The sequence below is a fragment of the Aliivibrio sp. S4MY1 genome (assembly GCF_028765545.1).
In the GTDB taxonomy this organism is placed as follows: Bacteria; Pseudomonadota; Gammaproteobacteria; order Enterobacterales; family Vibrionaceae; genus Aliivibrio.
This window is the reverse complement of record NZ_JARACP010000001.1, coordinates 1-24,177: the sequence shown is the minus strand read 5'-3', so window position 1 is coordinate 24,177 and position 24,177 is coordinate 1. Positions and strand designations below refer to the sequence as shown.

Annotated in this window: 18 protein-coding genes; 6 read left to right on the top strand and 12 right to left on the bottom strand. The window is 39.1% G+C overall.

Translation table 11 applies throughout. The annotated features are described in order from the left end of the window. Window positions 1-27 precede the first annotated feature (27 nt). Both yaaA and PVK71_RS00085 read right to left on the bottom strand, forming a co-directional pair. Window positions 28-807, bottom strand: coding sequence for a peroxide stress protein YaaA (gene yaaA / locus PVK71_RS00090; protein WP_274417537.1), 780 nt, complete (start codon window positions 805-807; stop codon window positions 28-30). Between the two features lie 112 nt (window positions 808-919). Continuing rightward, a complete protein-coding gene (locus tag PVK71_RS00085; protein WP_274417538.1) occupies window positions 920-2,353 on the bottom strand; it encodes an alanine/glycine:cation symporter family protein in 1,434 nt (477 codons plus the stop codon). A 749-nt stretch (window positions 2,354-3,102) separates the two neighbouring features. Between PVK71_RS00085 and PVK71_RS00080 the strand changes: the two genes are divergently transcribed. Further along, the gene (locus tag PVK71_RS00080) at window positions 3,103-3,282 is read left to right on the top strand and encodes a DUF3545 family protein (protein ID WP_165366873.1); all 180 of its coding nucleotides are present in this window, start codon (window positions 3,103-3,105) and stop codon (window positions 3,280-3,282) included. A gap of 68 nt (window positions 3,283-3,350) precedes the next feature. Here the strand turns inward: PVK71_RS00080 and PVK71_RS00075 are convergent, their stop codons facing one another. The 3 genes from PVK71_RS00075 to nfo all read right to left on the bottom strand — a co-directional run bounded on the left by PVK71_RS00075 (window position 3,351) and on the right by nfo (window position 5,493). Continuing rightward, window positions 3,351-3,878, bottom strand: a complete 528-nt coding sequence (locus PVK71_RS00075; RefSeq protein ID WP_274417539.1) for a hemerythrin domain-containing protein — start codon at window positions 3,876-3,878, stop codon at window positions 3,351-3,353. Window positions 3,879-3,976: 98 nt separating this feature from the next. After that, window positions 3,977-4,645 (bottom strand): uracil-DNA glycosylase, encoded by a 669-nt coding sequence (ung, locus tag PVK71_RS00070; RefSeq protein ID WP_274417540.1) that lies wholly within the window; start codon window positions 4,643-4,645, stop codon window positions 3,977-3,979. Next, complete coding sequence (nfo, locus tag PVK71_RS00065; protein ID WP_274417542.1) at window positions 4,645-5,493, bottom strand: deoxyribonuclease IV; 849 nt, start codon at window positions 5,491-5,493, stop codon at window positions 4,645-4,647. The genes ung and nfo overlap by 1 nt, the downstream gene beginning before the upstream one ends. Window positions 5,494-5,855: 362 nt before the next feature. Between nfo and grcA the strand changes: the two genes are divergently transcribed. Beyond that, window positions 5,856-6,233, top strand: coding sequence for an autonomous glycyl radical cofactor GrcA (gene grcA / locus PVK71_RS00060; RefSeq protein ID WP_045102834.1), 378 nt, complete (start codon window positions 5,856-5,858; stop codon window positions 6,231-6,233). A gap of 177 nt (window positions 6,234-6,410) precedes the next feature. Here grcA and thrC read toward each other — a convergent pair whose 3' ends face one another. The 4 genes from thrC to PVK71_RS00040 form a co-directional block, all read right to left on the bottom strand. Next, window positions 6,411-7,694 carry a threonine synthase gene (gene thrC / locus PVK71_RS00055; RefSeq protein WP_274417543.1) on the bottom strand — a complete coding sequence of 428 codons (1,284 nt, stop codon included), beginning with the start codon at window positions 7,692-7,694 and terminating at the stop codon, window positions 6,411-6,413. Beyond that, window positions 7,691-8,647, bottom strand: coding sequence for a homoserine kinase (gene thrB, locus PVK71_RS00050; RefSeq protein WP_151654501.1), 957 nt, complete (start codon window positions 8,645-8,647; stop codon window positions 7,691-7,693). Before thrB ends, thrC begins: the two co-directional genes overlap by 4 nt. A 1-nt stretch (window position 8,648) precedes the next feature. After that, window positions 8,649-11,108, bottom strand: a complete 2,460-nt coding sequence (gene thrA / locus PVK71_RS00045; RefSeq protein WP_274417544.1) for a bifunctional aspartate kinase/homoserine dehydrogenase I — start codon at window positions 11,106-11,108, stop codon at window positions 8,649-8,651. Between the two features lie 402 nt (window positions 11,109-11,510). Further along, window positions 11,511-11,987 (bottom strand): putative 4-hydroxy-4-methyl-2-oxoglutarate aldolase, encoded by a 477-nt coding sequence (locus tag PVK71_RS00040; protein ID WP_274417545.1) that lies wholly within the window; start codon window positions 11,985-11,987, stop codon window positions 11,511-11,513. A gap of 446 nt (window positions 11,988-12,433) precedes the next feature. Between PVK71_RS00040 and arcA the strand changes: the two genes are divergently transcribed. Next, the gene (gene arcA, locus PVK71_RS00035) at window positions 12,434-13,153 is read left to right on the top strand and encodes a two-component system response regulator ArcA (protein WP_130059996.1); all 720 of its coding nucleotides are present in this window, start codon (window positions 12,434-12,436) and stop codon (window positions 13,151-13,153) included. A gap of 71 nt (window positions 13,154-13,224) precedes the next feature. On the opposite strand, the gene PVK71_RS00030 is transcribed toward arcA, so the two are convergent. From PVK71_RS00030 to PVK71_RS00020, 3 genes are read right to left on the bottom strand one after another with little or no spacing between them, the layout of a single operon-like run. Beyond that, window positions 13,225-13,671: a membrane lipoprotein lipid attachment site-containing protein gene (locus PVK71_RS00030; RefSeq protein ID WP_274417546.1), complete on the bottom strand. Its 447-nt coding sequence runs from the start codon at window positions 13,669-13,671 to the stop codon at window positions 13,225-13,227. A gap of 8 nt (window positions 13,672-13,679) precedes the next feature. Further along, the gene (gene arcB / locus PVK71_RS00025) at window positions 13,680-16,043 is read right to left on the bottom strand and encodes an aerobic respiration two-component sensor histidine kinase ArcB (protein WP_274417548.1); all 2,364 of its coding nucleotides are present in this window, start codon (window positions 16,041-16,043) and stop codon (window positions 13,680-13,682) included. A gap of 54 nt (window positions 16,044-16,097) precedes the next feature. Then, entirely contained in the window at window positions 16,098-17,039 is a 942-nt protein-coding gene (locus tag PVK71_RS00020; protein ID WP_274417549.1) for a TIGR01212 family radical SAM protein, read from the bottom strand. A gap of 569 nt (window positions 17,040-17,608) precedes the next feature. On the opposite strand from PVK71_RS00020, the gene gltB reads away from it, so the two are divergent. From gltB to PVK71_RS00005, 3 genes are all read left to right on the top strand, one after another. Further along, the gene (gene gltB, locus PVK71_RS00015; protein WP_274417550.1) at window positions 17,609-22,156 is read left to right on the top strand and encodes a glutamate synthase large subunit; all 4,548 of its coding nucleotides are present in this window, start codon (window positions 17,609-17,611) and stop codon (window positions 22,154-22,156) included. Further along, window positions 22,156-23,628 carry a glutamate synthase subunit beta gene (locus PVK71_RS00010; protein WP_060991798.1) on the top strand — a complete coding sequence of 491 codons (1,473 nt, stop codon included), beginning with the start codon at window positions 22,156-22,158 and terminating at the stop codon, window positions 23,626-23,628. Before gltB ends, PVK71_RS00010 begins: the two co-directional genes overlap by 1 nt. Before the next feature lie 113 nt (window positions 23,629-23,741). Then, window positions 23,742-24,173, top strand: a complete 432-nt coding sequence (locus PVK71_RS00005; protein ID WP_274417568.1) for a DUF1499 domain-containing protein — start codon at window positions 23,742-23,744, stop codon at window positions 24,171-24,173. Window positions 24,174-24,177: the final 4 nt, after the last annotated feature.

Here is a 24,177-nt window from a genome sequence, read left to right as displayed (position 1 = left end):
ATAATACATTCAACTGTCGTGACGTAATTATTTTTGTTGCTCTTCTCTTTTGAAAACAAATTCACTTTCTGTTGATTCTGCGTCTACAAAGTAATAACCCGCAACACTAAACTCTTTGAGCTCTTCTTTATTTTTCACTCTGTTTTCAATAATAAAACGAGCCATTAAACCTCGTGCTTTTTTGGCATAAAAGCTGATAATTTTATATTGTCCATTTTTGCAATCTTTAAAGACAGGAGTTATCACCTTTGCAGCTAATGCTTTTGGTTTTACCGCTTTAAAATATTCATTTGAGGCTAAGTTCACTAAAATATCATCACCTTGTGCTTTCAGTACTTGGTTTAATTGCTCTGTAATTTTACTCCCCCAAAACTGATACAAATTACTGCCACGATCATTCGCTAGCTTTGTTCCCATCTCCAAGCGATAAGGTTGCATAAGATCCAATGGTTTCAATAGCCCATACAACCCAGATAACATACGCAAATGCGCTTGAGCGAACTCGATATCACTCTCCGTTAAGCTGTTTGCATCTAACCCAGTATAAACATCACCTTTAAATGCAAATAGGGCCTGACGAGCATTATCTTGAGTAAACGTCGTTGACCACTCTTCAAAACGCACCGCATTTAAACTTGCAATTTTATCACTCACCTTCATTAAGCCGGAGATATCTAATGGCGTTAATTGTTTACATACCTCTACAAGCTCAGCTGAATCAGCAATAAAATCAGGTTGAGTAAAGGTTTTAACGGGTAATGGCGTTTCGTAATCCAGTGTTTTCGCAGGTGAAACAACAATAAGCATGAGCAAGATATCCTATGTATTTTTATATACTAAGATAGTAACTATTCAGATATAAAAAAGCCACGCTAGCTTGCGTGGCTTTATCTATTTCTTTGATGGATAAAACAAATGATTATTTTTGTTCTTTTGTATTATCCCAAATACCTTCTTCTAGCTGCGAGTGTAGCTCTGGATAATCTTTACTATCAAAGGTAGGTACTTTACCCGCTGCCAACTGCTTATTATAATCTTTAGCTAGCTTTATTACCGTGCCAGATAGTAATGAAATAGCGATTAAGTTAACAATAGCCATTAGTCCCATTGAAACATCAGCAAGTGCCCATACCGTTGGTAGTGAAGATAAAGCACCAAACATAACCATTCCCAATACAATGACACGGAATATGCCAATGCCTGCTTTGTGATTATGTTCTAAAAAAATCAAGTTTGTTTCCGCATACGAATAGTTTGCAATAATTGACGTAAATGCAAAGAAGAAAATTGCGATAGCCACAAAAATCCCGCCCCACTCACCCACTTGGCTCGTTAGAGCTAATTGAGTTAGTTCTATCCCTGTCACTTCACCGTGTGGCACATATTCGCCAGACATTAAGATGATTGCGACGGTTGCAGAACAAATAACAATCGTATCCATAAATACGCCAAGCATTTGAACATAGCCTTGAGATGCTGGATGCGGTGGATATGGTGTCGCCGAAGCTGCAGCATTAGGTGCAGACCCCATACCAGCCTCATTCGAGAATAAACCACGTTTAATACCATTAATCATCGCTTGGGCAATTGCGTAACCTAAACCACCAGCAGCGGCCTCTTGAAGGCCAAACGCACTTTTGAAAATTAAAGCAATAACACCTGGTAATTGTTCGATATTGGTTAGCATAATAAACAATGCTATTGCCAAATACGCCAGAGCCATAACTGGAACAACAATTTCAGCGGTTCTTGCTATAGTTCTAAAGCCACCAAAAATAACAACCGCAGAGATAATAACAATCGCAATACCAACATAAAGAGGCTCCCATCCAAACGCCGTTTGCATTGCACCTACAATAGAGTTGGCTTGTACCGCATTAAAAACTAAACCAAACGCAATAATTAAAAAGACAGAGAATAAAACGCCCATCCAGCGCATTCCTAATCCTTTCTCCATATAATAAGCAGGACCACCACGGTAGTTACCGTCGTCATCTTTAGTTTTATATAATTGAGCTAATGTACTTTCTGCAAAAGAGGTTGCCATACCTAACATAGCAATTAACCACATCCAGAAAATGGCACCAGGGCCACCAGCAGTTAACGCCACTGCGACACCTGCCATATTACCAGTACCGACACGAGCGGCTAGACTAGTACACAAGGCTTGAAATGATGAAATTCCTGATGGATCTGATTTTCTACTGTTTTTCAAAACCGAAAACATATGACCAAAATGGCGAAATTGAATGAACCCTAAACGAACAGTAAAATAAATACCAATAGCGACTAATAAATACACCAGTACTGAACCCCATAATAGGTCATTCAGTAAGTTAATAAGACTTGTCACACTTCCCTCTCAATTACGTCAATAATTTATGATTGCACACACTTATCACTATAAGTGCCCCTACTAATCTTCTTTGTTATTGTCGATTATTTATTTGGATATGATGAAGAGTTAGCTCTATACCGTGCAACTCTATTCAGTTATTAGCAGTAAATCTAAATATTTACTCATCCAATAAGATTAGCGGGCTGAATGATGCTCAGTATTTACTAAAAAATCAATAAAAAACAAATGTTGTAGTTATGACACTTTTTCTACAATCTTGGACTTACCGTTCATTTTCACAACATAATAAATCATACTATTGACATTTAAATCAATGCAGAAACATCAGCAAATAATAATTCACGTTGTTTAAGTTATGAAAATACGCTTCCACAACTATAGAAAACAGTAAGATATCGACTTTGCTCATCCTCTCTATTTTTACTTAGAAAAATAATAAGCATCTCAATTCTTAGCAAGGGAATAGACTAAAAAACCAATAAAAAAAAGAACCCACACTAACAAAAATTAAACAAAAAAATATACTTTTATTCAGTATGGAATAGATTAATCAAAGAGTATTAGGTGTTATTAATTAAAATTAAAGTCATTTTAGTGACCGTTATCTCACATGTTATTCATTAAAAAGAAACAAATGCGAAACAGTTCAAGGTCATAATCGACACTCTGTGATATTTAATAACACACGATGGTAGATAACTTACTCTTTGTAATGATTCATTATTTTATAAAACGAGGTGCTTATGGATGGGTACACATTAAATGATTTATTAGCTACAAAAACATCAACAACTAAAAAGAAGCCAAAAAAGCGTTTATGGCGAGAAATTGAGGCATTTCAAGATCGTCGTCAGCTATTACATGAATTAAGAGAACTCGATCCTTCATTCAAAGGAAGCATTGATGAAGCTTTTTTTAAATAAGACATCACACTAAATCACTAAACAAAAAAAGGAGAGTACGGAACTCTCCTTTTTAATTGACAACAACCCTATCTCACCTTTTCAGCAAGTACTAAATAACGTTTATCAATTATTTTACCAAATACGGGATCTTCTTCTTCAATCCAACACCGTTCTAATTCCTCCCAATCATTGGTGGTCAGGTGTGCTTTAAGAAAAGGTAAGATCTCCTTTTCTTCAAGTTCAAGGTGCTGTCGTACTCGAGAGGTAAATGCTTTTAAGTGCTCTTTAAAAATATCCTTGGGAACAATCGCATCATTTAAAATCATCTCAATCGTTATCGAGAAGGCTTCAGTGCTGTCTGATAATGTGTGATGCTCTTGCAGTAAGTTACCCAACCCTTCATGCTCACCATAATGATCAATATAATATTGATATATCATATCCTCCTTAGGGTGATGCATCTTCTCTGCAACAGACGACAGATAACTAACACTTTCTCGGATCACATTATAATTAACGCTCTTTTCATCTTCTAGCCGAGACAGCTTACTCTCTAATAACTGAATGATACGATTAATATACCCATGCTCTTTATATATGCTTTCTATCAGCATCCTTTCCTCCCTACAGTCTCTTAATTTATTTAAGATAACTTAAGTGTATATCACTGAGATAAGAGCACAGGGCTTAGTTCAAAATTTATACAGCAAACTTATGAAACTGAATGCCAATTGATCTCTGCTAACTTTTTCGATTTAAGTAATTCATTCACTTTTGAGAAATGTTTACAACCAAAAAAACCACGATGAGCTGACAACGGAGAGGGGTGAGGTGCTTTTAAAATAGAGTGGCGTTCCTTATCTATATTCCCACCTTTCTTTTGAGCATGAGCTCCCCATAATAAGAAGATTACACCTTCTCTATGTAAGTTCAGCTGCTCTATGATGCTATCTGTGAATGTTTCCCAACCAAACTTAGCGTGAGAGTGCGCCTTGCTTTCTTCAACGGTTAATACTGTATTTAACAATAATACGCCTTGCTTAGCCCAACTCTCCAAGTAGCCATGTTCAGGAATAGTAAAATCACTAATATCTTCCGCTAATTCTTTATAGATATTACGCAATGAAGGCGGCGTTTTTATCCCTGGCAATACTGAGAAAGAAAGACCATGTGCTTGCCCTTCACCATGATATGGATCTTGGCCCAGAATCACAACTTTAACCTTATCAAAAGCAGTTAAGTCAAAGGCAGTAAAAATATCTTTTTCTTGTGGGAAAACATTTTTGCCAAGCGCTCTCTCTCTATCAATCTTTGCCATCATAGATTGGTAGTAGGTTTTTTCTTTTTCAGCCGATAAAACCGAATTCCAGGTCTCTGTCATTATGCCTTCTCGCTCATTTTTCTTAATTGAGATATTTCATCTTTCCAAATTTCAGGATCAATTGTTTCTAATATAAGAGGGATATTATTAAATCGATCGTCTTGCATGATGTATTCAAAACAATCCCAGCCAATAGTTCCTTGCCCTAAAGAGTGATGACGATCTACACGGCTGCCTAACTCAATTTTTGCATCGTTAATATGCATACCACGTAAATATTGAAAACCAACAATTCGCTCAAATTCCGCAAAGGTATGTTCACAGGCTTCTTTCGATCCTAAGTCATAACCTGCCGCAAAAGTGTGGCAAGTATCAAGACAAATCCCTACTCGTGTTTTATCTTCAACCTGATCGATTATTTGAGCTAAATGTTCAAATTTCCATCCTAGGTTTGTACCTTGACCTGCCGTGTTTTCAATAACGGCAACCACATCAGGAACCGCTTGATGAGCTAAATTAATTGACTCAGAAATCAAAGCTAAACACTCATCTTCTGAAATTTTCTTTAAATGGCTTCCTGGGTGGAAATTTAATAACGTTAAACCAAGTTGATTACAACGCTCCATCTCATCAATAAACGCCGCTCGAGATTTTTCTAACTTATCTTCTTCTGGTGCACCTAAATTAATAAGATAAGAGTCATGTGGTAAAATTTGATCACTTGAAAAACCAAAACGCTTACAGTTTACTTTAAAATCAGAGATGACTTTTCTCGTTAGTGGCTTGGTTGCCCATTGACGTTGATTCTTAGTGAATAGTGCGAATGCATTTGCTCCTATTTGATAGGCTCTCTTCGGTGCTTGATCAACCCCACCGGCCGCAGATACGTGAGCTCCAATATATTTCATCTCTGTACTTTCCTTTCAAAATTAACGTCGTCACTATTATTACGGTAAACACTTTATTTGTCAGTAGTTCTATCATTTTACTAATATTGAACCTTTATTTGGGCACCAACATAAAAAACCATTTTGTAGTAATATTACAACAAAATAAAGGTATAACAATAAAGTGGTAGACTGCATTTTTCGTGCTACAGACTAGCTATATGGCGCTTTATTGATTTAGAGCAAGGTTTGCAAGGTGAATTAATTATCACTTTTTGTAGTTTTTTGACCTATATCAATATACAAAGTAAGGGTATCATGTATATAATGTGACCCATAAGATATTTACAAAATAACCACAAAGTGGACTAGGAGAAAGTAAAATGATCACAGGTATCCAAATTACTAAAGCTGCAAATGACGATCTTCTTAACTCTATCTGGCTACTAGATAGCGAGAAAAACGAAGCACGTTGTGTTGTTGCAACAGCAGGTTTTGAAGCAGATCAAGTAATTGCAGCAAACGAGCTAGGCGAATACGAAAGCCGTGACGTTGCAATTGAAAAAGCACCAAAAATCGAAGGTGGTCAGCACCTAAATGTGAACGTTCTGCAACGTGATACATTAGAAGATGCTGTTAAACACCCAGAGAATTACCCACAACTGACTATCCGTGTTTCTGGTTATGCTGTGCGTTTTAACTCTCTAACTACTGAACAACAAAAAGACGTGATCGCACGTACATTCACTGAAACTCTATAATTTTAGAGTGAATTGAATTCAATAAAAACGGCACTCATTGCTCATGAGTGCCGTTTTTTTATGCGTAAAAAACCTCTTAAATAATGACTTATTTAGTCTGTATTTAAGAAGCTTTTCATAAATAGCACATCAATTAATTATGATGTGCTATTTGAGTTTTATTATTAATACTTTTGGTTACTGTACTTTACGAAGTACTGCTTTTAATGCATCAAAATCGTTAGCAAGATCTTCAGATAACAGTTCCATTGCATTATGTTTCGCTAATGGTGCTGGCAATTCCAGATCACCACCTAAGATATCATCCACAACTTCTTTAAATTTCGCAGGATGTGCTGTACATAAGAAAAGCCCGGTTTCACCTTCATTAAGTTGCTCTTCAAGAATACGATAAGCAATGGCACCATGTGGCTCACATAAATACCCTTCAGCATTCATTGCTTTTAATGTTTCAGCGCTTTGCTCATCCGTTACAGCACCTTTACCAAGTGTTTCTAATCCCCAACCTAAACGCTGACATAATTCTTCGATTCGAGGCCAGTTATTTGGCTGACTCACATCCATTGCATTTGAGATAGTTGGAATCGTCGTTTTTGGTTCCCACTTACCTGTTTCAAGATAGCGCGGTACCGTATCATTGACATTAGTTGCAGCAATAAAGCGCTTAACTGGTAAGCCTAATGATTTAGCTAACAGGCCTGCGGTTAAATTACCAAAGTTACCGCTTGGTACTGAGATAACGACATCACTACGTTTTTCTTTTGGCAGCTGAGATACCGCTTCAAAGTAGTAACAAATTTGCGCCATTAGTCGGCTGATATTAATTGAGTTTGCTGAATTCAGTCCAACTTCTTTACGTAGCTCAGCATCATCAAACGATTGTTTAACTAATGCCTGACAGTCATCAAAGTCACCATCAACGGCAACGGTATGAATATTCTTGCCTAGTGTACAAAATAGTTTTTCTTGCAGCGGGCTGATCTTTCCTTTTGGATAAAGGATAACGACTTTAATGTTATCCATACCATAGAATGCGTGAGCAACGGCTGCACCAGTATCACCTGATGTCGCCGTTAGAATCGTAATTTGTTCATTGCCTTCTGTCACCGCAGCTAAAGATTGCGCCATAAAACGACCACCAAAATCTTTAAACGCTAATGTCGGGCCGTGAAATAGCTCAAGCGCATAAACGCCCTCTTTTACTGCATGAATTGGCGCTGGGAATTGAAACGCATTTTCTACCATGCTTTTCACGGTATCTTGTGATAATTCCTCACCAATAAACGCAGATAAAATCTTAGTACTACGAGGTATAAAATCTTCAGCTAGAAGCGCATCAACATCATCAAACTTAGGCAATTCTGATGGAAAAAATAGTCCTTGATTACGACCTAAACCTTGACGAACAGCTTGACCAAAAGAGACCTGTTCATCATTTTCTTTTATGTTATACAGCTTCATAGTTTACTTCCTGTTACTTGTGAGCCTTGCTTATCCAAACGACAAACATGGACAAATCCTTCATCATTTTGTACGTAGTTTTCTTGTAGCCAACGAGATACTCGCTCAGCGACGTCTTTATCTTTACAGATGCTAAACAGCGTTGGACCAGAACCTGAGATCCCAGTTGTTAGCGCTCCTGCTGAGGCTGCATATTCACGCGCTTTCGCAAAGTTAGGTAATAAGCGTTCACGATAAGGTTCAGCCACCACATCTTTAATCATTTTCGCAGCTAATTCAGGCTGCTTTGAATAACAGGCATGAATAAAACCTGCTAAATTACGACCATGTGCTATCACATCTTGACGGCGGTATTGAGAAGGTAAAATCTCACGCGCTTCTGCTGTTGATACTTTAATTCCTGGGTATGCCATCACCCAATACCACTCATCAAAACACGGGACTTCTTGGCTAATAATACCTAACTCTTCAACCATTAATTGCAGACCACCAAGATAACAAGGGGCAACATTATCATAGTGAATCCCACCAGATATCTGCCCTTCCATCTCACCCATTAGGGCCAACACTTCCATGTCTGTTAATGGTTTATCATGAAATAAATTCAACGCATCTAATGCGGCTACAATCGAACAGGCACTAGAACCAAGCCCAGAGCCAATTGGCATGTTCTTCTCAAGTACCATATGAATCGGTTTAAGTTCAGTGCCTTTTTTTACAAGCTCTCTTGCAAATACACGCCAGCAATCATAAACAATATTTTCTTTTGGGTTCTCAGGTAACTTATCTACAAAGCTACCTGCGGTTGCTAAAGTGAAAGCTTCGGTTCCTAATTCAACTAAAACACGATCCCCCAGTAATGTGCCATCAATAGGAGAAACTGCGGCACCTAATACATCAAAGCCAACACTTACATTACCAATTGATGCTGGAGCATAAACAACAACACTCATTTTATACTCCTAATTTCCAACCAAGCGTACGCATTAAATCAGAGAACACGCCAGCAGCGGTTACTTCGGTTCCTGCGCCATAACCACGTAATACTAATGGGATTGGTTGGTAATAGCGGCTATAAAAAGCCAACGCATTCTCACCATCCTTGATTTTAAACATAGGATCATCACCATCAACAGCAGCAATGCGTACCTTACATTTACCTTCTAGGATTTCACCAACATAGCGCAACACTTTACCTTCTGCTGCCGCTTTTGCTGACTCTTGAGCAAAATAAGCATCCGCTTCAGGAAGACGAGCCATAAACTCTTCGATACTGCCGGAATCATCAAAACCTGGTGGTAAGGCTTGCTCAACTTCTACATCATCTAACTCTATTTCAAGGCCGGATTCACGAGCAAGAATAAGCAACTTACGAGCGACATCCATACCTGAAAGATCATCACGAGGATCAGGCTCAGTAAAGCCATTTTGTTTTGCGACATTTGTTGCTTCGCTTAACGACATACCTTCATCTAACTTACCGAAGATATAAGATAAAGAGCCAGATAAAATGCCATTGAACTTCTCAAGCTCATCACCTGCAGCAATAAGGTTTTGCAAGTTTTCAATAACAGGTAAGCCGGCACCAACCGTTGTTTCATACATGAATTTACGACGAGTACTGCGTGCGGCATTACGCAATTGATGGTAATACGCCATTGAGTCAGTATTGGCTTTTTTGTTTGGCGTAATAACATGGAAACCAGCGGATAAGAAATCAACATACTGAGCAGCAATTCCATGATCAGAAGTACAATCGACAATCACAGGATTAATAATGTGGTTACGTTGAACTAAAGCAATCAATCGGGCTAAACTAAATTCTTCTGACGTATTACTCATACGATCACGCCAAGTCTCTAGCGGAATACCTTTACTATCAAGCAATAAACCACGACTATTTACTAGACCACAAACACGGATCTCAATGCCTTTCTCTGCCAGTTTTGGTTGCTGACGCTTAATCTGATCGACAAGTTCACCACCAACGCCACCAACACCAACAACAAACACATCTAAAAAATGCTTACTGTTAAATAAGTTCTCATGACAGGCTTTAATTGATTCAGACACTTTATCTTCTGGAATAACAGCTGAAATTGCTCGCTCTGAAGAACCTTGTGCAATGGCAATAATATTAACGTTTACTTCAGTTAAAGAAGTAAAAAATTGAGATGCGACACCTTTAGATGTACGCATACCATCACCAACTAAGGTAACAATTGCTACATTATCAGTGAATTCTACCGGCTCTAGTAAACCATCTTTTAATTCAAGTTCAAACGCTTCTCTTAAGACTTGCTCAGCCTTACATTTGTCTTCAGCTTCAATACAGAAACTGATGCTATACTCTGAAGAGGATTGTGTAATAAGAACAATGGAGATACCAGAAGTAGACATCGCACCAAATACACGGCTTGCCATGCCAACCATGCCCTTCATACCAGGGCCGCTAACATTAACCATTGTTAAGTTGTTTAGTGTTGTAATCCCTTTAATCGCAAGATTATCTTCGCCAGTATCCTGTCCAATTAAAGTGCCAGGACCTTGAGGGTTAAAACTGTTTTTTATCAAGCAAGGAATATGGAATTGCGCGATAGGTGCAATTGTTTTTGGATGTAGAACAGAGGCACCAAAATAAGAAAGCTCCATTGCTTCTTGATAGCTTAATGATTTTAATAAACGTGCGTCATCAACTAAACGAGGATCACAATTATAGACACCATCAACATCGGTCCAAATCTCACAACACTCTGCACGAAGACAGGCGGCAAGTACCGCAGCAGAATAATCCGAACCATTACGGCCTAGAGTAACTAATTCACCCTTTGCATTACCGGCAGTAAAACCCGGCATAATATTTACATGACCAGAAGGCAGAGGTTCATTTTTAAAGTTGAGTGTTGAGATATCTACATCAACAGCACCTTCAAGGAAATCACCGCGAGCGTATAAATATTTAACAGGATCAATCAAACTTGCCGGTTGGCCTTTGGCTTCAAGCACCGCTTTCATCGTAACAATAGAAATGCGCTCGCCTTTACTGATGATTTTTGCGTATACGTTATCTGGACACATACCTAATAAGGTGATCCCATGGACGTATTGACGAAGTTGAGAAAGAGAGTCTTTTAGCTTATTTTCAAGCGTTTTAAGATCAACTTGAGGAAGAGCGTTAGAAATACCACTAAATAGCTGAGTAAACGTAGATTCTAGTTCTAAAATCTGTAATTCAGCTTCTCCATTAGTAAGAACATTATCTACCACAGAGACTAATTTATTGGTCACTTTTCCTGGTGCTGATAACACAACCGAGACTTCTTGCTGCTGTGCGTTATTGGCAATAATATCTGCGGCACGTAAAAAACGATCTGCATCGGCTAATGACGAACCACCAAACTTTAATACTCGCATTTCTATCCTCCCTAAAAACGAGTGTTACTGCAGTATCCTTACTGCTCTTAGCATAATAACCTTTTCGGTCAATAATGAAAGAATACAGTTAGGAATTAGTAACGAAATTGCAAAAAAAAACCCGCTCTGAAAATCAGGGCGGGCTTCTTTAAAATACTTACGCGTATCAGCCCACCCCAGCAACCATGGTGCCGGTAATTGATGTGGTGATAATCATTGAGTTGATAGTAAACATATTATAAAAACTCTGAAATAAATGATTGCGATATACCATAACTACCTTACTTTCTGCTTACAAGTCAATGAAAAGTTTATTCATTTACTTAACAAAAAAAGAATATATCACCTCAAGTCATTGAGTATTCTCTATAAAGTAATTTTGTATTAATTTGGCTTCTACAATTAAATTAATAATTCTTTACTCATCAGAACCCCATTAAGGTCAGCATAAATATAATCTCCCGGAGAAATGATCTGAGTATTAATCGTAACTGATACCTGTTTTTCCCCTGCCCCTCTTTTTTCCGTTTTAAATGGGGAAGCATTTAGCGCTTTCAAACCTAATGACATATTCTGTATCGCACCGACATCTCGCACTGCACCATAAACGATAACGCCTTCCCATTGGTTTTCAACCGCAAGCGTAGCGACCTGATCGCCTAATAACGCTTTTTGGCAAGAACCGTTACCATCGATTACTAACACCTTTCCTTTTCCGTTAGTTTGCAAAACCTCTCTTACTAAAGAGTTATCTTGATAACAACGAACCGTTACAATTTCACCATGAAAGCATGCTTTTCCACCATAGTTTTTAAACTCGATATCAATCAGCTGCACTTTCTCTTCAAATTGATCACAAATATCAGGTAATAAATCCATTTTATTTTCTCCTTGTTTGTAAAATTGACTCTACAATAACAACATTTGTTAAAACATTTAGCGATAAGACGCATAGATATTTACAATTTTAATATAGATATGTATCTACATTTATTACTACACTGTATTGACCTTGATTGATATTGACTTAAATCAATAAAATGTATGGAAATAAAAATCGCTTATTGTTAGAGTGGTGTTAAGGGATTAAAATCTCCCTTCTATTGGAGTTTCAGCTAGTAGCTCACGAATTTAGAGCTTTATCATGTTATTGATTATGTATTCAATAACAACCACCAAGGATGGCGTACCGTTTAGGTTTCTATTCTTCAATTAACATTTTAGTTAACTATTGAAGAATCTATTTCCTATTTGTAAATTATTTATTATAGAATTAGCACTATTAATTCTACTTTTGACTTTAACCAGTTAGTTAGGTACCGCCCATGCAAACCCCTCAGATCCTAATCGTTGAAGATGAACACGTAACTCGCAATACACTTAAAAGCATTTTTGAAGCTGAAGGCTACAATGTTTTTGAAGCGAGCGATGGCGAAGAGATGCACACTGTGCTTTCTGAGCAACAACTTAATCTTGTGATTATGGATATCAACCTTCCAGGCAAAAATGGCCTTCTTCTTGCTCGTGAACTTCGCGAGCGTGGCGATATGGCTCTTATGTTCCTAACAGGCCGTGATAACGAAGTTGATAAGATTTTAGGTTTAGAAATTGGCGCTGATGATTACATCACTAAGCCATTTAACCCTCGCGAACTTACTATTCGTGCTCGTAACCTATTAACTCGTTCAATGAACCAAAGCACAACTGTTGAAGATAAGAAAACAGTTGAGCGTTATGCGTTCAATGGCTGGACAGTTGAAATTAATAGCCGTTCTCTTGTTAGTCCAAGCGGCGAAAGCTACAAGCTTCCTCGCTCAGAGTTCCGCGCTCTTCTTCACTTCTGTGAAAACCCAGGCAAGATCCAGACTCGTGCTGATCTTCTGAAAAAAATGACAGGTCGTGAGCTTAAGCCGCACGATCGTACGGTTGATGTGACAATTCGTCGTATCCGTAAGCACTTTGAATCAGTAACTGATACTCCAGAGATCATTGCTACGATTCACGGTGAAGGTTACCGTTTTTGTGGTGATTTAGAAGAGCTATAAGCCTCTTTTATTTTATCCAATAAAAATGCCCAGCTAGTGATAGCTGGGCATTTTTAGTTTATACAAAACGACTAATAAACAGTATCAACCTGAACATCAGTTTCAACAATCCACTCATTATTTGCTTCAATCGCAATATCAATCAGTTGTGTTGCGTCGATATTATAGAAAGATTGGCCTGCAACTTCCCATGTATGGTTATCATGAACTCTCACTTCGAACTCATCATCTGACAATGACCACGAGTTATCTCCTTGACGAAGAATAACTTTATCAATCATTAACTCAGGCGCAATTACTTGCTCTGATGTTAATGTCAGAGCAAAATTAACCTTACTCTCATCTGTTTCTTCACCTATGGTTGGCATTTGATCAATCCATACAGCGGAATCAAGTTGAATTTGAGCGTTCATCATTTCAATTTTATTATCTTGCTTCCAATCTGCTTGTTGGTCAGTTGTCATTTGACAACCTGATAATGCAACGGCCATTACTGAAGCTAATAGTACCTTTTTCATGCTATTCCTTATTTATTTTGCTGCTCTAACCAGCTTTTTAATATTTGAATATCATTTTCATATTCATTTTTTATCTCTTCAACCCAATCATCAATATTTTCCCACCATGCCGGTAATTCTGGCGATTGAGCCTTTTGAGCGACTTGCTGAATATGCTTTAAGCCAATAGAGCCTGCGGCACCTTTCATCTTATGTGTTTCAAATACAATACCGTCTTGATCTCTTGCTGTCATGTTGGTGTCTAAGATTTGAATATATTCCTTCATGCTTTTTTCAAACATTTCTATACTGGCATAAACAGGTTTAGTACCGACAATATCAATATATGACTCTAACATCTCCACATCCAATAAACGCTCGATCAATTGCTCATTTTCCAATTGCTCAGCCGTTTTAATTGGTTGTTGTGATTTCTTTTGAACTATTTTCTTATCCGACATCGAAAATAGCTCAAGCACCTCTGTTAAAGCTTTCACGCTAAGGGGTTTGCTTATTGCTTCATCCATGCCTTTTTCAAAATATTCATCTTTTTCTTTCAATAAATTAGCAGTTAAAGCAACGAGTGGCGGTAATTCATCAAACCTTTCTCTTAATGCTTGGGCAACATCAAACCCTGTCATATCTGGTAATTGAATATCAAGCAACGCTAAATCGTATTTGGTTGGATCAAATTGATTAAGAGCATCTTCGCCGCACATGGCAACATCAACAGTATGTCCGAGACTTTCAAGCAGCGAGCGAGCAACCGTGATATTCAATTCAATATCTTCTAACATAAAGATACGTAGTGACTTCGCGCTTTTTACCTCAGGCATCGCTTCTTCTTCTTCTACAGAATCGACTAATGGCACATTGATCGTTACGGTAAATGTACTACCAAAACCTATTTCACTACTGACGGTAATGTCTCCATCCATCAGATTAATAAGCTCTTTAGATACAGCTAAACCAATGCCTGTTCCGACGGCATGCAGATTATCTTTGCCTTGCTTAACTTGATAATACATGGCGAAAACATTATCTAATTCTGACTCAGGGATTCCGATCCCTGTATCTTCTACTTCAAAAGTGATCTCAGCACTGTCTGAATGAATTTCAGCACCAACCGACATTATAACGCTGCCTTCTTTGGTAAATTTAGTGGCATTACCAACTAGATTCCAAAGTACCTGTCGAAGACGTGTACTATCAACACTAATATTTGCCGGTAAGTCTGTTAATCGCTCAAGATCAAAACGAAGACCTTTTTGCTCAGCCATCAAACCTGAAATGTTTTCCATCTCAGTAACAAAGCTTATAAAATCAAGAGGTTTTGGAAGTAATTCTAATTTACGACGATCAAATTTATCCATATCGATAATATCGTTAAAAATATTACCAAGCGTGATCGCACTGACATTAATGGTTCGCATATAATTATGCTGTTCATCATCAAGACGGGTATCTAATAACATTCGACTTAAGCCAACAATGCCATTTAGTGGCGTGCGTAATTCGTGGCTAATGGTAGAAATAAAGGTGGTTTTATCTCGACTGGCTTTTTGTAATGCCTCTTCATACTCTTTACGCTCTGTTATATCTCGCCCAAAACCAACCAAACCAAGATGACGCCCCGATTTACTATAGAAAGGAATTTTACTGAGCTCATAACATGCTTTTCGCCCATCAGGGTAATCTAGCCATTGTTCATAAGTTAATGCTTTATTATCTCGCAGTACCTGCCTATCGGTATCAATAACTTTAGCAGCAACCTCTGCGTTATAAACGTCTTTAGGAGATAAACCAATTAATTCTTTTTCTGTTTTACCCGTAAGCTCTTCCATGGCTTTATTACAGCCAGAAAATAAACCTAGCTCATTACGGTAATAAATAATATCTGGAGAGGTATCTAAATAAGAGCGAAGTAATGCGGTTTGTTCTGCTAACTCTAATTGTGCTTTTTCACGCTGAAAAACTTCATTTTCAAGATCTTCCATCGCTTCTTGTCGAGCGTCTTCTGCTTTTTCACGCTCTTCAATTTCTTGGTTAAGTTTCTTAACATTACCCTGTAATTTTTTATTTAACTCTAAGTCACGAGTGCGCATCTCTTCCATCTTACTGACTAATTTAGAAAGTCTCTGGCGTGAGTCTTCTAAATGTTCAACTACGACAGACAAGAAAAAGACAGCCCAAGGCGTTATAAGCAAACCAAAGAAAACGGAACGGACGATGTCCAAATCATTCACTTCACCACTTAACACAAGCGTAACGCCAACTTGAACAATAACGGCCAATGCAACTAATGCAATGGCAAGTAAGAGGCTAAAACGAACAATGCCAAGTCTCACCATGAGATCGACATAAAATTGCGCGAGAATTTTTAACTGCTTCATAAACACACCCTGATAGTATTCAGATAAATAATATCAGGGTTAGTTCTATTTGAGTTATTTTTTCAATATTGGAGCAGTATATTTGAAGGGTTGGTTTATCAAAGAGCCTTGCGACCCTTTTTCATTAAGGGCCATACCTACGTTAGTTAATCCTAACCAACGCGGCTCACACCATAAAGGCGATAATAAGGTTGGCCTTCTCGCAGTTGCTGACACTCGATGATACACAATCCCTGGTGGCGTTAATCTAATTAACTCACAAGCTACATCTACATAATCGTCCATCTCTGGTGCTTCAATTTTTCCTGCTCGCCATGCTTTTGCCATCGTACTTCCTTCTACGATATGCAAAGGATGCAACTTTAATCCATCAGTACCCGTTTCAAGTACCTTTGCTAATGTCGCTCGGTAGTCATCTTTAGTATCTCCTGGCAAACCAATGATTAAATGAGTACACACTTTAATTCCAAGCGATCTTGCCTTACGAGTAATCTCATCATAACAGGCAAAATCATGTCCTCGATTAATACGTTTTAACGTTTTATCATTGGCCGTTTGTAACCCAAGCTCTAACCAAACTTCATAGCCATCATCAACATACCCTTTTAGTAAATCCAATACAGCATCTGGCACACAATCAGGGCGTGTCCCAACGCATAATCCAACAATATTGGCCGACTTAAGTGCTTCTTCATACATATTTCTTAATACCTGCACTTCAGCAAAGGTGTTCGTATAAGCCTGAAAATAAGCAAGGTACTTTTTAGCACGCTGCACTTCTCCAGCTCTATCTACCAACTGATCATGAATCGATTTGAACTGCTCTTGTTCATCAGAAAATGAAGCCACATTACAAAAGGTACATCCCCCCTTTCCTATCGTTCCATCCCTGTTTGGACAACTGAATCCACCATGAAGGGTCAGCTTATGTACTTTTTCACCATAACGGCGCTGTAGATCTTGCCCAAAGGTATTTGCTAGTTCATGAAGTTGCATTGCGATAACCAATTAATAAATCAAACACTTAGTTCACAAATAAAAAGAAGTCTCACTCCTATTTGTGAAAGTTGCTAACTCGTTTGTAAAAAAAGACCGTAAATAATATCGAAATCCACCCATCTTAATTGTAATTTATATCAATAAAAGGCGCATAAAGAGGCAATTTATCGCAAAAAAAGCCGAATTATTATAAATACTTATTCATTTTGAGTAAAAAAAGTGAAAATTACGTGCAACTTTCGTTGGTATTTAATATGACAAAAATGTAGGATAGTTACATCGTTAAATAGTTTAATTTGCCACCAACACGAATGTTGTGGTTTTTCGATAGTGGTATCTACTCTCAAACAACAAATACAATGGATAAAGGTGTATTTGATAGATACCGCAATGGATTGGGTTTGTTTGCACGTCATATTAAGTGATGCCCGCAAACACCAGAATGGATTCAAACTTGCTACCTCTTGAGACTAACTCACAGCAAGTTCGATTTAAAATTTAGCAAAGGACTAGACAGAAACTTACGTAGAGAAGTTGTGTCTGCATAATACTGGAAGGATGTATCTATGGTAGATAGAGAGCAGAATACACAAGGCATGTATACTCCCGAGTTGGAGCATGATGCGTGTGGTATCGGTTTTGTCGCTCACCTCAAAAACCGTAAATCTCATGATGTGGTTACTCAAGCACTTGATATGCTTGCTCGTATGGAACACCGTGGTGGTCAAGGCTGTGATCCATGCAGTGGTGACGGCGCGGGTATTCTTTTACAAAAGCCTCATGAGTTTTTATTAGAAGAAGCCGTAAAACTTGGTATTAAACTGCCATCTTTTGAGAAATACGGTGTTGGTGTTGTCTTATTCCCTAAAGATGAGCATAAACGTCAACAATGTAGAGATATTTTAGAGCGTAATGCTCAACGTCTTGATTTAGAAATCATTGGCTATCGCGTTCTTCCTGTCGATAATTCAATGCTAGGCGACGACCCACTAAGTACAGAACCTCAATTTGAGCATGTATTTATTTCTGGTGGCCCATCAATGACATCAGAAGAGCTTGAGCGTAAATTGTATGTTCTACGCAACTACACTGTTCGAGTATGTTTGGAGAGTATTTCTAATATTGGTGATGATTTTTACATCAACTCTCTATCGTACAAAACACTGGTTTATAAAGGTCAATTAACAACTGAACAAGTACCACAGTACTTCCTTGATTTACAAAATCCAACAATGGTGACGGCATTAGCGCTGGTTCACTCTCGTTTCTCTACAAATACCTTCCCTCGCTGGCGTTTAGCTCAACCATTCCGTTACATCGCGCACAATGGTGAGATCAATACCGTTCGTGGTAACTTGAACTGGATGAAAGCGCGTGAAGCGATTATAGAGTCTGATTTATTTAGCCAGCAAGAGATGGATATGCTACTTCCTATTTGTCAGGAAGGCAGCTCAGATTCATCGAACTTTGATATGGCGTTAGAACTGCTAGTTCTTTCTGGCCGCAGCTTGCCTCACGCATTAATGATGATGATACCTGAAGCGTGGCAAGAAAATAAAAATATGGATCCTACACGTCGTGCGTTCTATCAGTACCACGCCAACGTGATGGAACCTTGGGATGGCCCTGCGTCTGTTTGTTTCACCGATGGTGTTCAAGTAGGTGCAACACTTGACCGTAATGGTCTTCGTCCTTCTCGCTATACCGTAACAAAAGATGATTTCCTTGTGATGGCATCTGAATCTGGCGTTGTAAAAATAGCACCAGAAAACATTGAGTTCCGTGGTCGTCTGCAACCCGGTCGTATCTTTGTTGCTGACTTAGAGCAAGGTCGTATTATTTCTGATGAAGAAGTAAAAGATGGGATTGCGAAATCACAACCTTATGAAAAATGGGTTGAAGAAAATCTATTAAGCTTAAATAAGCTACCTGAAGCAACAAACCAATACAGTCAACCTTCTCCAGAGCGCCTACTGAACCGTCAACAAGCATTTGGTGTTACCTCTGAAGAAGTAAATGAAATTATTTTACCATTAGCAAAAACGGCTTATGAGCCATTAACTGCCATGGGAGCCGATTGGCCACTGGCGATTCTTTCTCATCAATCTCAGCATTTATCTAACTACTTTAAGCAGTTGTTTGCTCAAGTAACTAACCCACCGATCGATCCGATCCGTGAACGTATGGTTATGTCGCTAAACACCTACTTAGGCAAAGACCAAAACTTACTTACTGAAACGCCTGAGCACTGTCAAAAGGTTGAGCTTGAATCACCAGTTCTTTCTAACTCTGAGCTAGAAAAACTGCGTGCTATTGATAACGAGCACCTACAAGCTAAAACGCTAGATATCGTATTCCAAGCCAATGAAGATGCAGGCAAACTTGAGCGTGCACTTAAACGTATCTGCCAGTATGCAGAAGATGCCGTCGTTGATGGCTACTCTATCATTCTACTAACAGACCGCGCAGTAAACTCAAACCACGCAGCAATTCCTGCAATGCTAGCCGTTGGTGCGGTTCATCACCATCTAATCCGTAAAGGGTTACGAGCTAAATGTGACATCGTGATTGAAACGGGTGATGCTCGTGAAACTCATCACTTTGCAACACTGGTTGGTTACGGCGCAAACGCAGTAAACCCATACTTAGTAATTGAGACAATTGTTGAACTTCAACGAGTTAAGAAACTAGACCCAACAGTTCATCCAAAAGTATTGTTTGATAACTACCGTAAAGGGGTTAATGGCGGCCTACTTAAGATTTTCTCTAAGATGGGTATTTCAACACTGCAGTCATACCATGGTGCTCAAATCTTTGAAGCGCTTGGTATCAGTAAATCAGTGGTTGATAAGTACTTCACCGGTACCGTTTCTCGTATCCAAGGTCTAACGATTGATGATATCGCAAAAGAAGTTCTAATCCGTCACCGTGTTGGCTATCCAACTCGTGAGATCCCAGTTCAAGTACTTGATGTGGGCGGTGTATATCAGTGGAAACAACGTGGTGAGAAGCACCTGTTTAACCCTGAAACTATTTCTCTACTTCAAGAGTCAACTCGTAATAAAGATTACGGTCAATTCAAGAAATACGCGAAAGCGGTTGATGATCAAGGTGATGATGCAGCAACACTGCGTAGCCAATTAGATTTCATCAAAAATCCTGCAGGATCTATTCCTTTAGAAGAAGTAGAACCTATTGAGAAAATCCTAAAACGTTTTGCTACTGGTGCAATGTCGTTTGGTTCTATCTCACATGAAGCTCACTCAACACTTGCTGTTGCTATGAACCGTATCGGTGCTAAATCTAACTCAGGTGAAGGTGGTGAAGACCCAATTCGTTTTGAGAAAAAAGACAATGGTGACTGGGAACGTTCAGCAATCAAACAAGTGGCTTCTGGTCGTTTTGGTGTGACATCTTACTACCTAACTAACGCTGATGAGCTACAAATCAAGATGGCTCAAGGTGCAAAACCTGGCGAAGGTGGTCAACTACCTGGTGATAAAGTCGATGATTGGATTGGTGCTACACGTCACTCAACTCCTGGAGTTGGTCTGATTTCACCACCGCCACATCATGATATTTATTCAATCGAAGATTTAGCACAGCTTATCTATGATCTGAAAAACGCCAACCGTAAAGGCCGCGTTAACGTTAAGTTAGTATCTGAAGCGGGTGTTGGTACTATCGCCTCTGGTGTAGCAAAAGCAAAAGCAGACGTTGTACTTATCGCTGGTTTTGATGGTGGTACAGGTGCATCTCCAATGTCTTCAATTCGTCATACTGGTCTTCCATGGGAGCTAGGTCTGGCAGAAACACACCAAACACTACTGAAAAATGGTTTACGTAACCGTATCGTTGTTCAGTCTGATGGCCAAATGAAAACACCTCGAGATCTTGCAGTAGCAACACTTCTTGGTGCTGAAGAATGGGGTGTAGCAACAGCAGCTCTTGTTGTTGAAGGCTGTATCATGATGCGTAAGTGTCATAAGAATACCTGCCCTGTTGGTATCGCAACACAAAACAAAACCCTTCGTGAGCGTTTCGATGGTCGCGTAGAAGATGTGGTTACTTTCTTCCAGTACATGGCTGAAGGTTTACGTGAAGTAATGGCAGAACTTGGTTTCCGTTCTATTGATGAAATGGTTGGCCAATCGCACAAACTTAAAGTTCGTGATGATATCGGTCACTGGAAATACAAAAACTTAGATTTATCACCAGTACTACACGTTGAACAGCCTCGTGCTGAAGATGGTATTTATAACCAAATTAAACAGCAGCATAATCTAGAAGATGTATTGGATCGTAAGCTTATTCAAATAGCGGCTCCTGCACTTGAGAAAGGTGAAACGGTTAATGCTGAGTTCGATATCCTAAATACCGACCGAAGTGTAGGTACTATGCTGTCGAATGAGATTTCAAAAGTCTATAAAGACCAAGGTTTGCCACAACCAATGAACGTGAAGTTCAACGGTTCGGCTGGTCAAAGTCTAGGGGCTTTCCTTGCGAAAGGTGTGAAATTTGAAGTCGAAGGCGATGCGAATGATTATTGGGGTAAAGGCTTATCTGGCGGTACGCTAGTTCTTTATCCAAACCTAAAATCAACGATTGTAGCTGAAGATAACATTGTTGTAGGTAACGTTTGTTTCTACGGCGCAACTTCTGGCGAATCTTATATTCGCGGTATGGCTGGTGAGCGTTTCTGTGTACGTAACTCAGGTGCACGAGTTGTGGTTGAAGGCGTTGGTGATCACGGTTGTGAATACATGACTGGTGGTGTTGCACTAATCCTTGGCTCTACAGGTCGTAACTTTGCGGCAGGTATGAGTGGTGGTGTTGCCTATGTTTGGGATAAGTCTGGTGATTTTGAAACTAAACTAAACTCTGAATTAGTCGACCTAGATCCTATCGAACAAGAAGATAAAGATCTTCTATTAGAAATGCTAACTAAGCATGTTGAGTTCACAGGAAGTGAAGTTGCTCAGTCTTTCCTAGATAACTTTGAAGCAAACTTGGCCTCTCTGGCTAAAGTGATGCCGCGTGATTACAAAGCGGTTCTTCAAAAGCGTAAAGCTGAAGCACAACAGGCACAAACGGAAGAAGTGGAGGCAGTATAATGGGTAAGCCTACTGGATTTTTAGAACATGGTCGTGAGCTACCAAAGAAACTCGACCCAACAGTTCGAATTCAAGACAATAAAGAATTTGTATTGAATGATGAGTTTGCCGACAAGATTGGTACACAAGCCTCTCGCTGTATGGATTGTGGTGTTCCGTTTTGTCACAACGGTTGCCCTATTGGTAACATCATTCCTGAGTTTAATGATGCGGTATATCGTGATAGCTGGGAAGAAGCGTGGAAGATCTTAAGCTCGACCAATAACTTCCCAGAGTTCACAGGCCGAGTGTGCCCTGCTCCTTGTGAAAGTGCCTGTGTTCTTGGTATTAATCAAGACCCAATCACTATCTGTAATATCGAAAAAACAATTGTAGAAACTGCGTACCGTGAAGGGTACGCACAACCAAAGAAACCTCGTTCTCGTACAGGTAAAACGGTTGCTATCATTGGTTCAGGTCCTGCTGGTTTAGCCGCAGCTGAACAGTTAAACAGTGCTGGTCATTCAGTAACTGTCTATGAACGAGATGAGAAAGTTGGTGGTCTACTGCGCTTTGGTATTCCTGACTTCAAGTTAGGCATGGACATCATTGACCGTAAAATCAATCTAATGGCTGATGCTGGTATCAAGTTTGAAGTTAATGCTCATATTGGTGTCGATATTAATGCATTGCAATTACGCCAAGACTTCGATGTCGTTTTACTCACTGGTGGCTCTACAGTGCCAAGAGATCTACCTATTCCAGGACGTGAACTAAATGGCGTTCACTTTGCTATGGAATTCTTAGGTCAAAACAACCGTCGAGCTAATAACATGGATCTTAAAACTAAAGAGATCCATGCTAAAGGTAAGCATGTTGTTGTTATTGGTGGTGGCGATACAGGTTCTGACTGTGTAGGTACGTCGAATCGTCATGGTGCAGCAAGTATTACTCAGGTTGAGATCATGCCAATCCCACCAGAGAAACGCCCTGCGAATATGCCTTGGCCTCAATATCCAATGATCATGAAGACAACCACTTCTCACGAAGAAGGCTGTGAGCGTCATTGGAATATCTTAACCAAAGAGTTTATCTCTGATGATGCAGGTAACGTGACTGGTCTTCGTATTGCTGACATCGTTTGGCAAGATGCGAAACCAGGCGAACGTCCAGGATTTGATGAAGTCGCTGGTAGCGAACGAGTGATCCCTTGTGATCAAGCCTTCTTAGCGATGGGCTTCTTACACCCAGAACCAACAGGTGTATTGGCTCAGTTAGATATAAAACTGGATGATCGTGGCAACGTAGCAACCGATGGCTATGCTACTAATCAAAAAGGTGTTTTTGCCGCAGGTGATATGCGTACCGGTCAGTCTCTGATTGTTCGTTGTATTAATGAAGGCCGAGAATGTTCTAGAGAAATTGATGCTTACCTTATGGGTAATTCTAATCTAGAAGCAAAAGCGGATTCACTAATGCTATCGGCATCGTAATTTTTGAAATAGATTAATTCAGGTTTCCTTCCAAACCTTTGGCCAACATTTCGATGTTGGCCTTTTTTATTCTATACTGACAATGCCTATTCAAAATAATGAACTAACCTATGATAAAAATAATCTCCATATTTTCAATATTGCTAACACTTACCGCCTGCAGTAAAGGGATCGATAATATGCCTGATAAATCAAAAATGATGTGTGCAGATAAACCTAACTGCATCTCGACATTAGAAACTAGAGCTGATTTCAGCGCAGCCCCTTTCACACTTAATAACCCCGCCACAAAAATAGAGACTATCACTCAACTAGCAGAACAACTGAAAGGTGCAAAAATAGCGGTAATTAAAGAAAACTACGCCAGAATAGAATCAACAAGTACGATCTTTCGCTTTGTTGATGATTTAGAGCTTAGAATAGAAGGAAGTAATCTTATTGTTCGCTCTGAGTCTCGTACTGGACACTCTGATTTTGGTGTAAATAAAAAGCGTGTAGAGAAATTAAGAACAATTCTACTAGAACAAAACATTATTTCTCAATAGACGT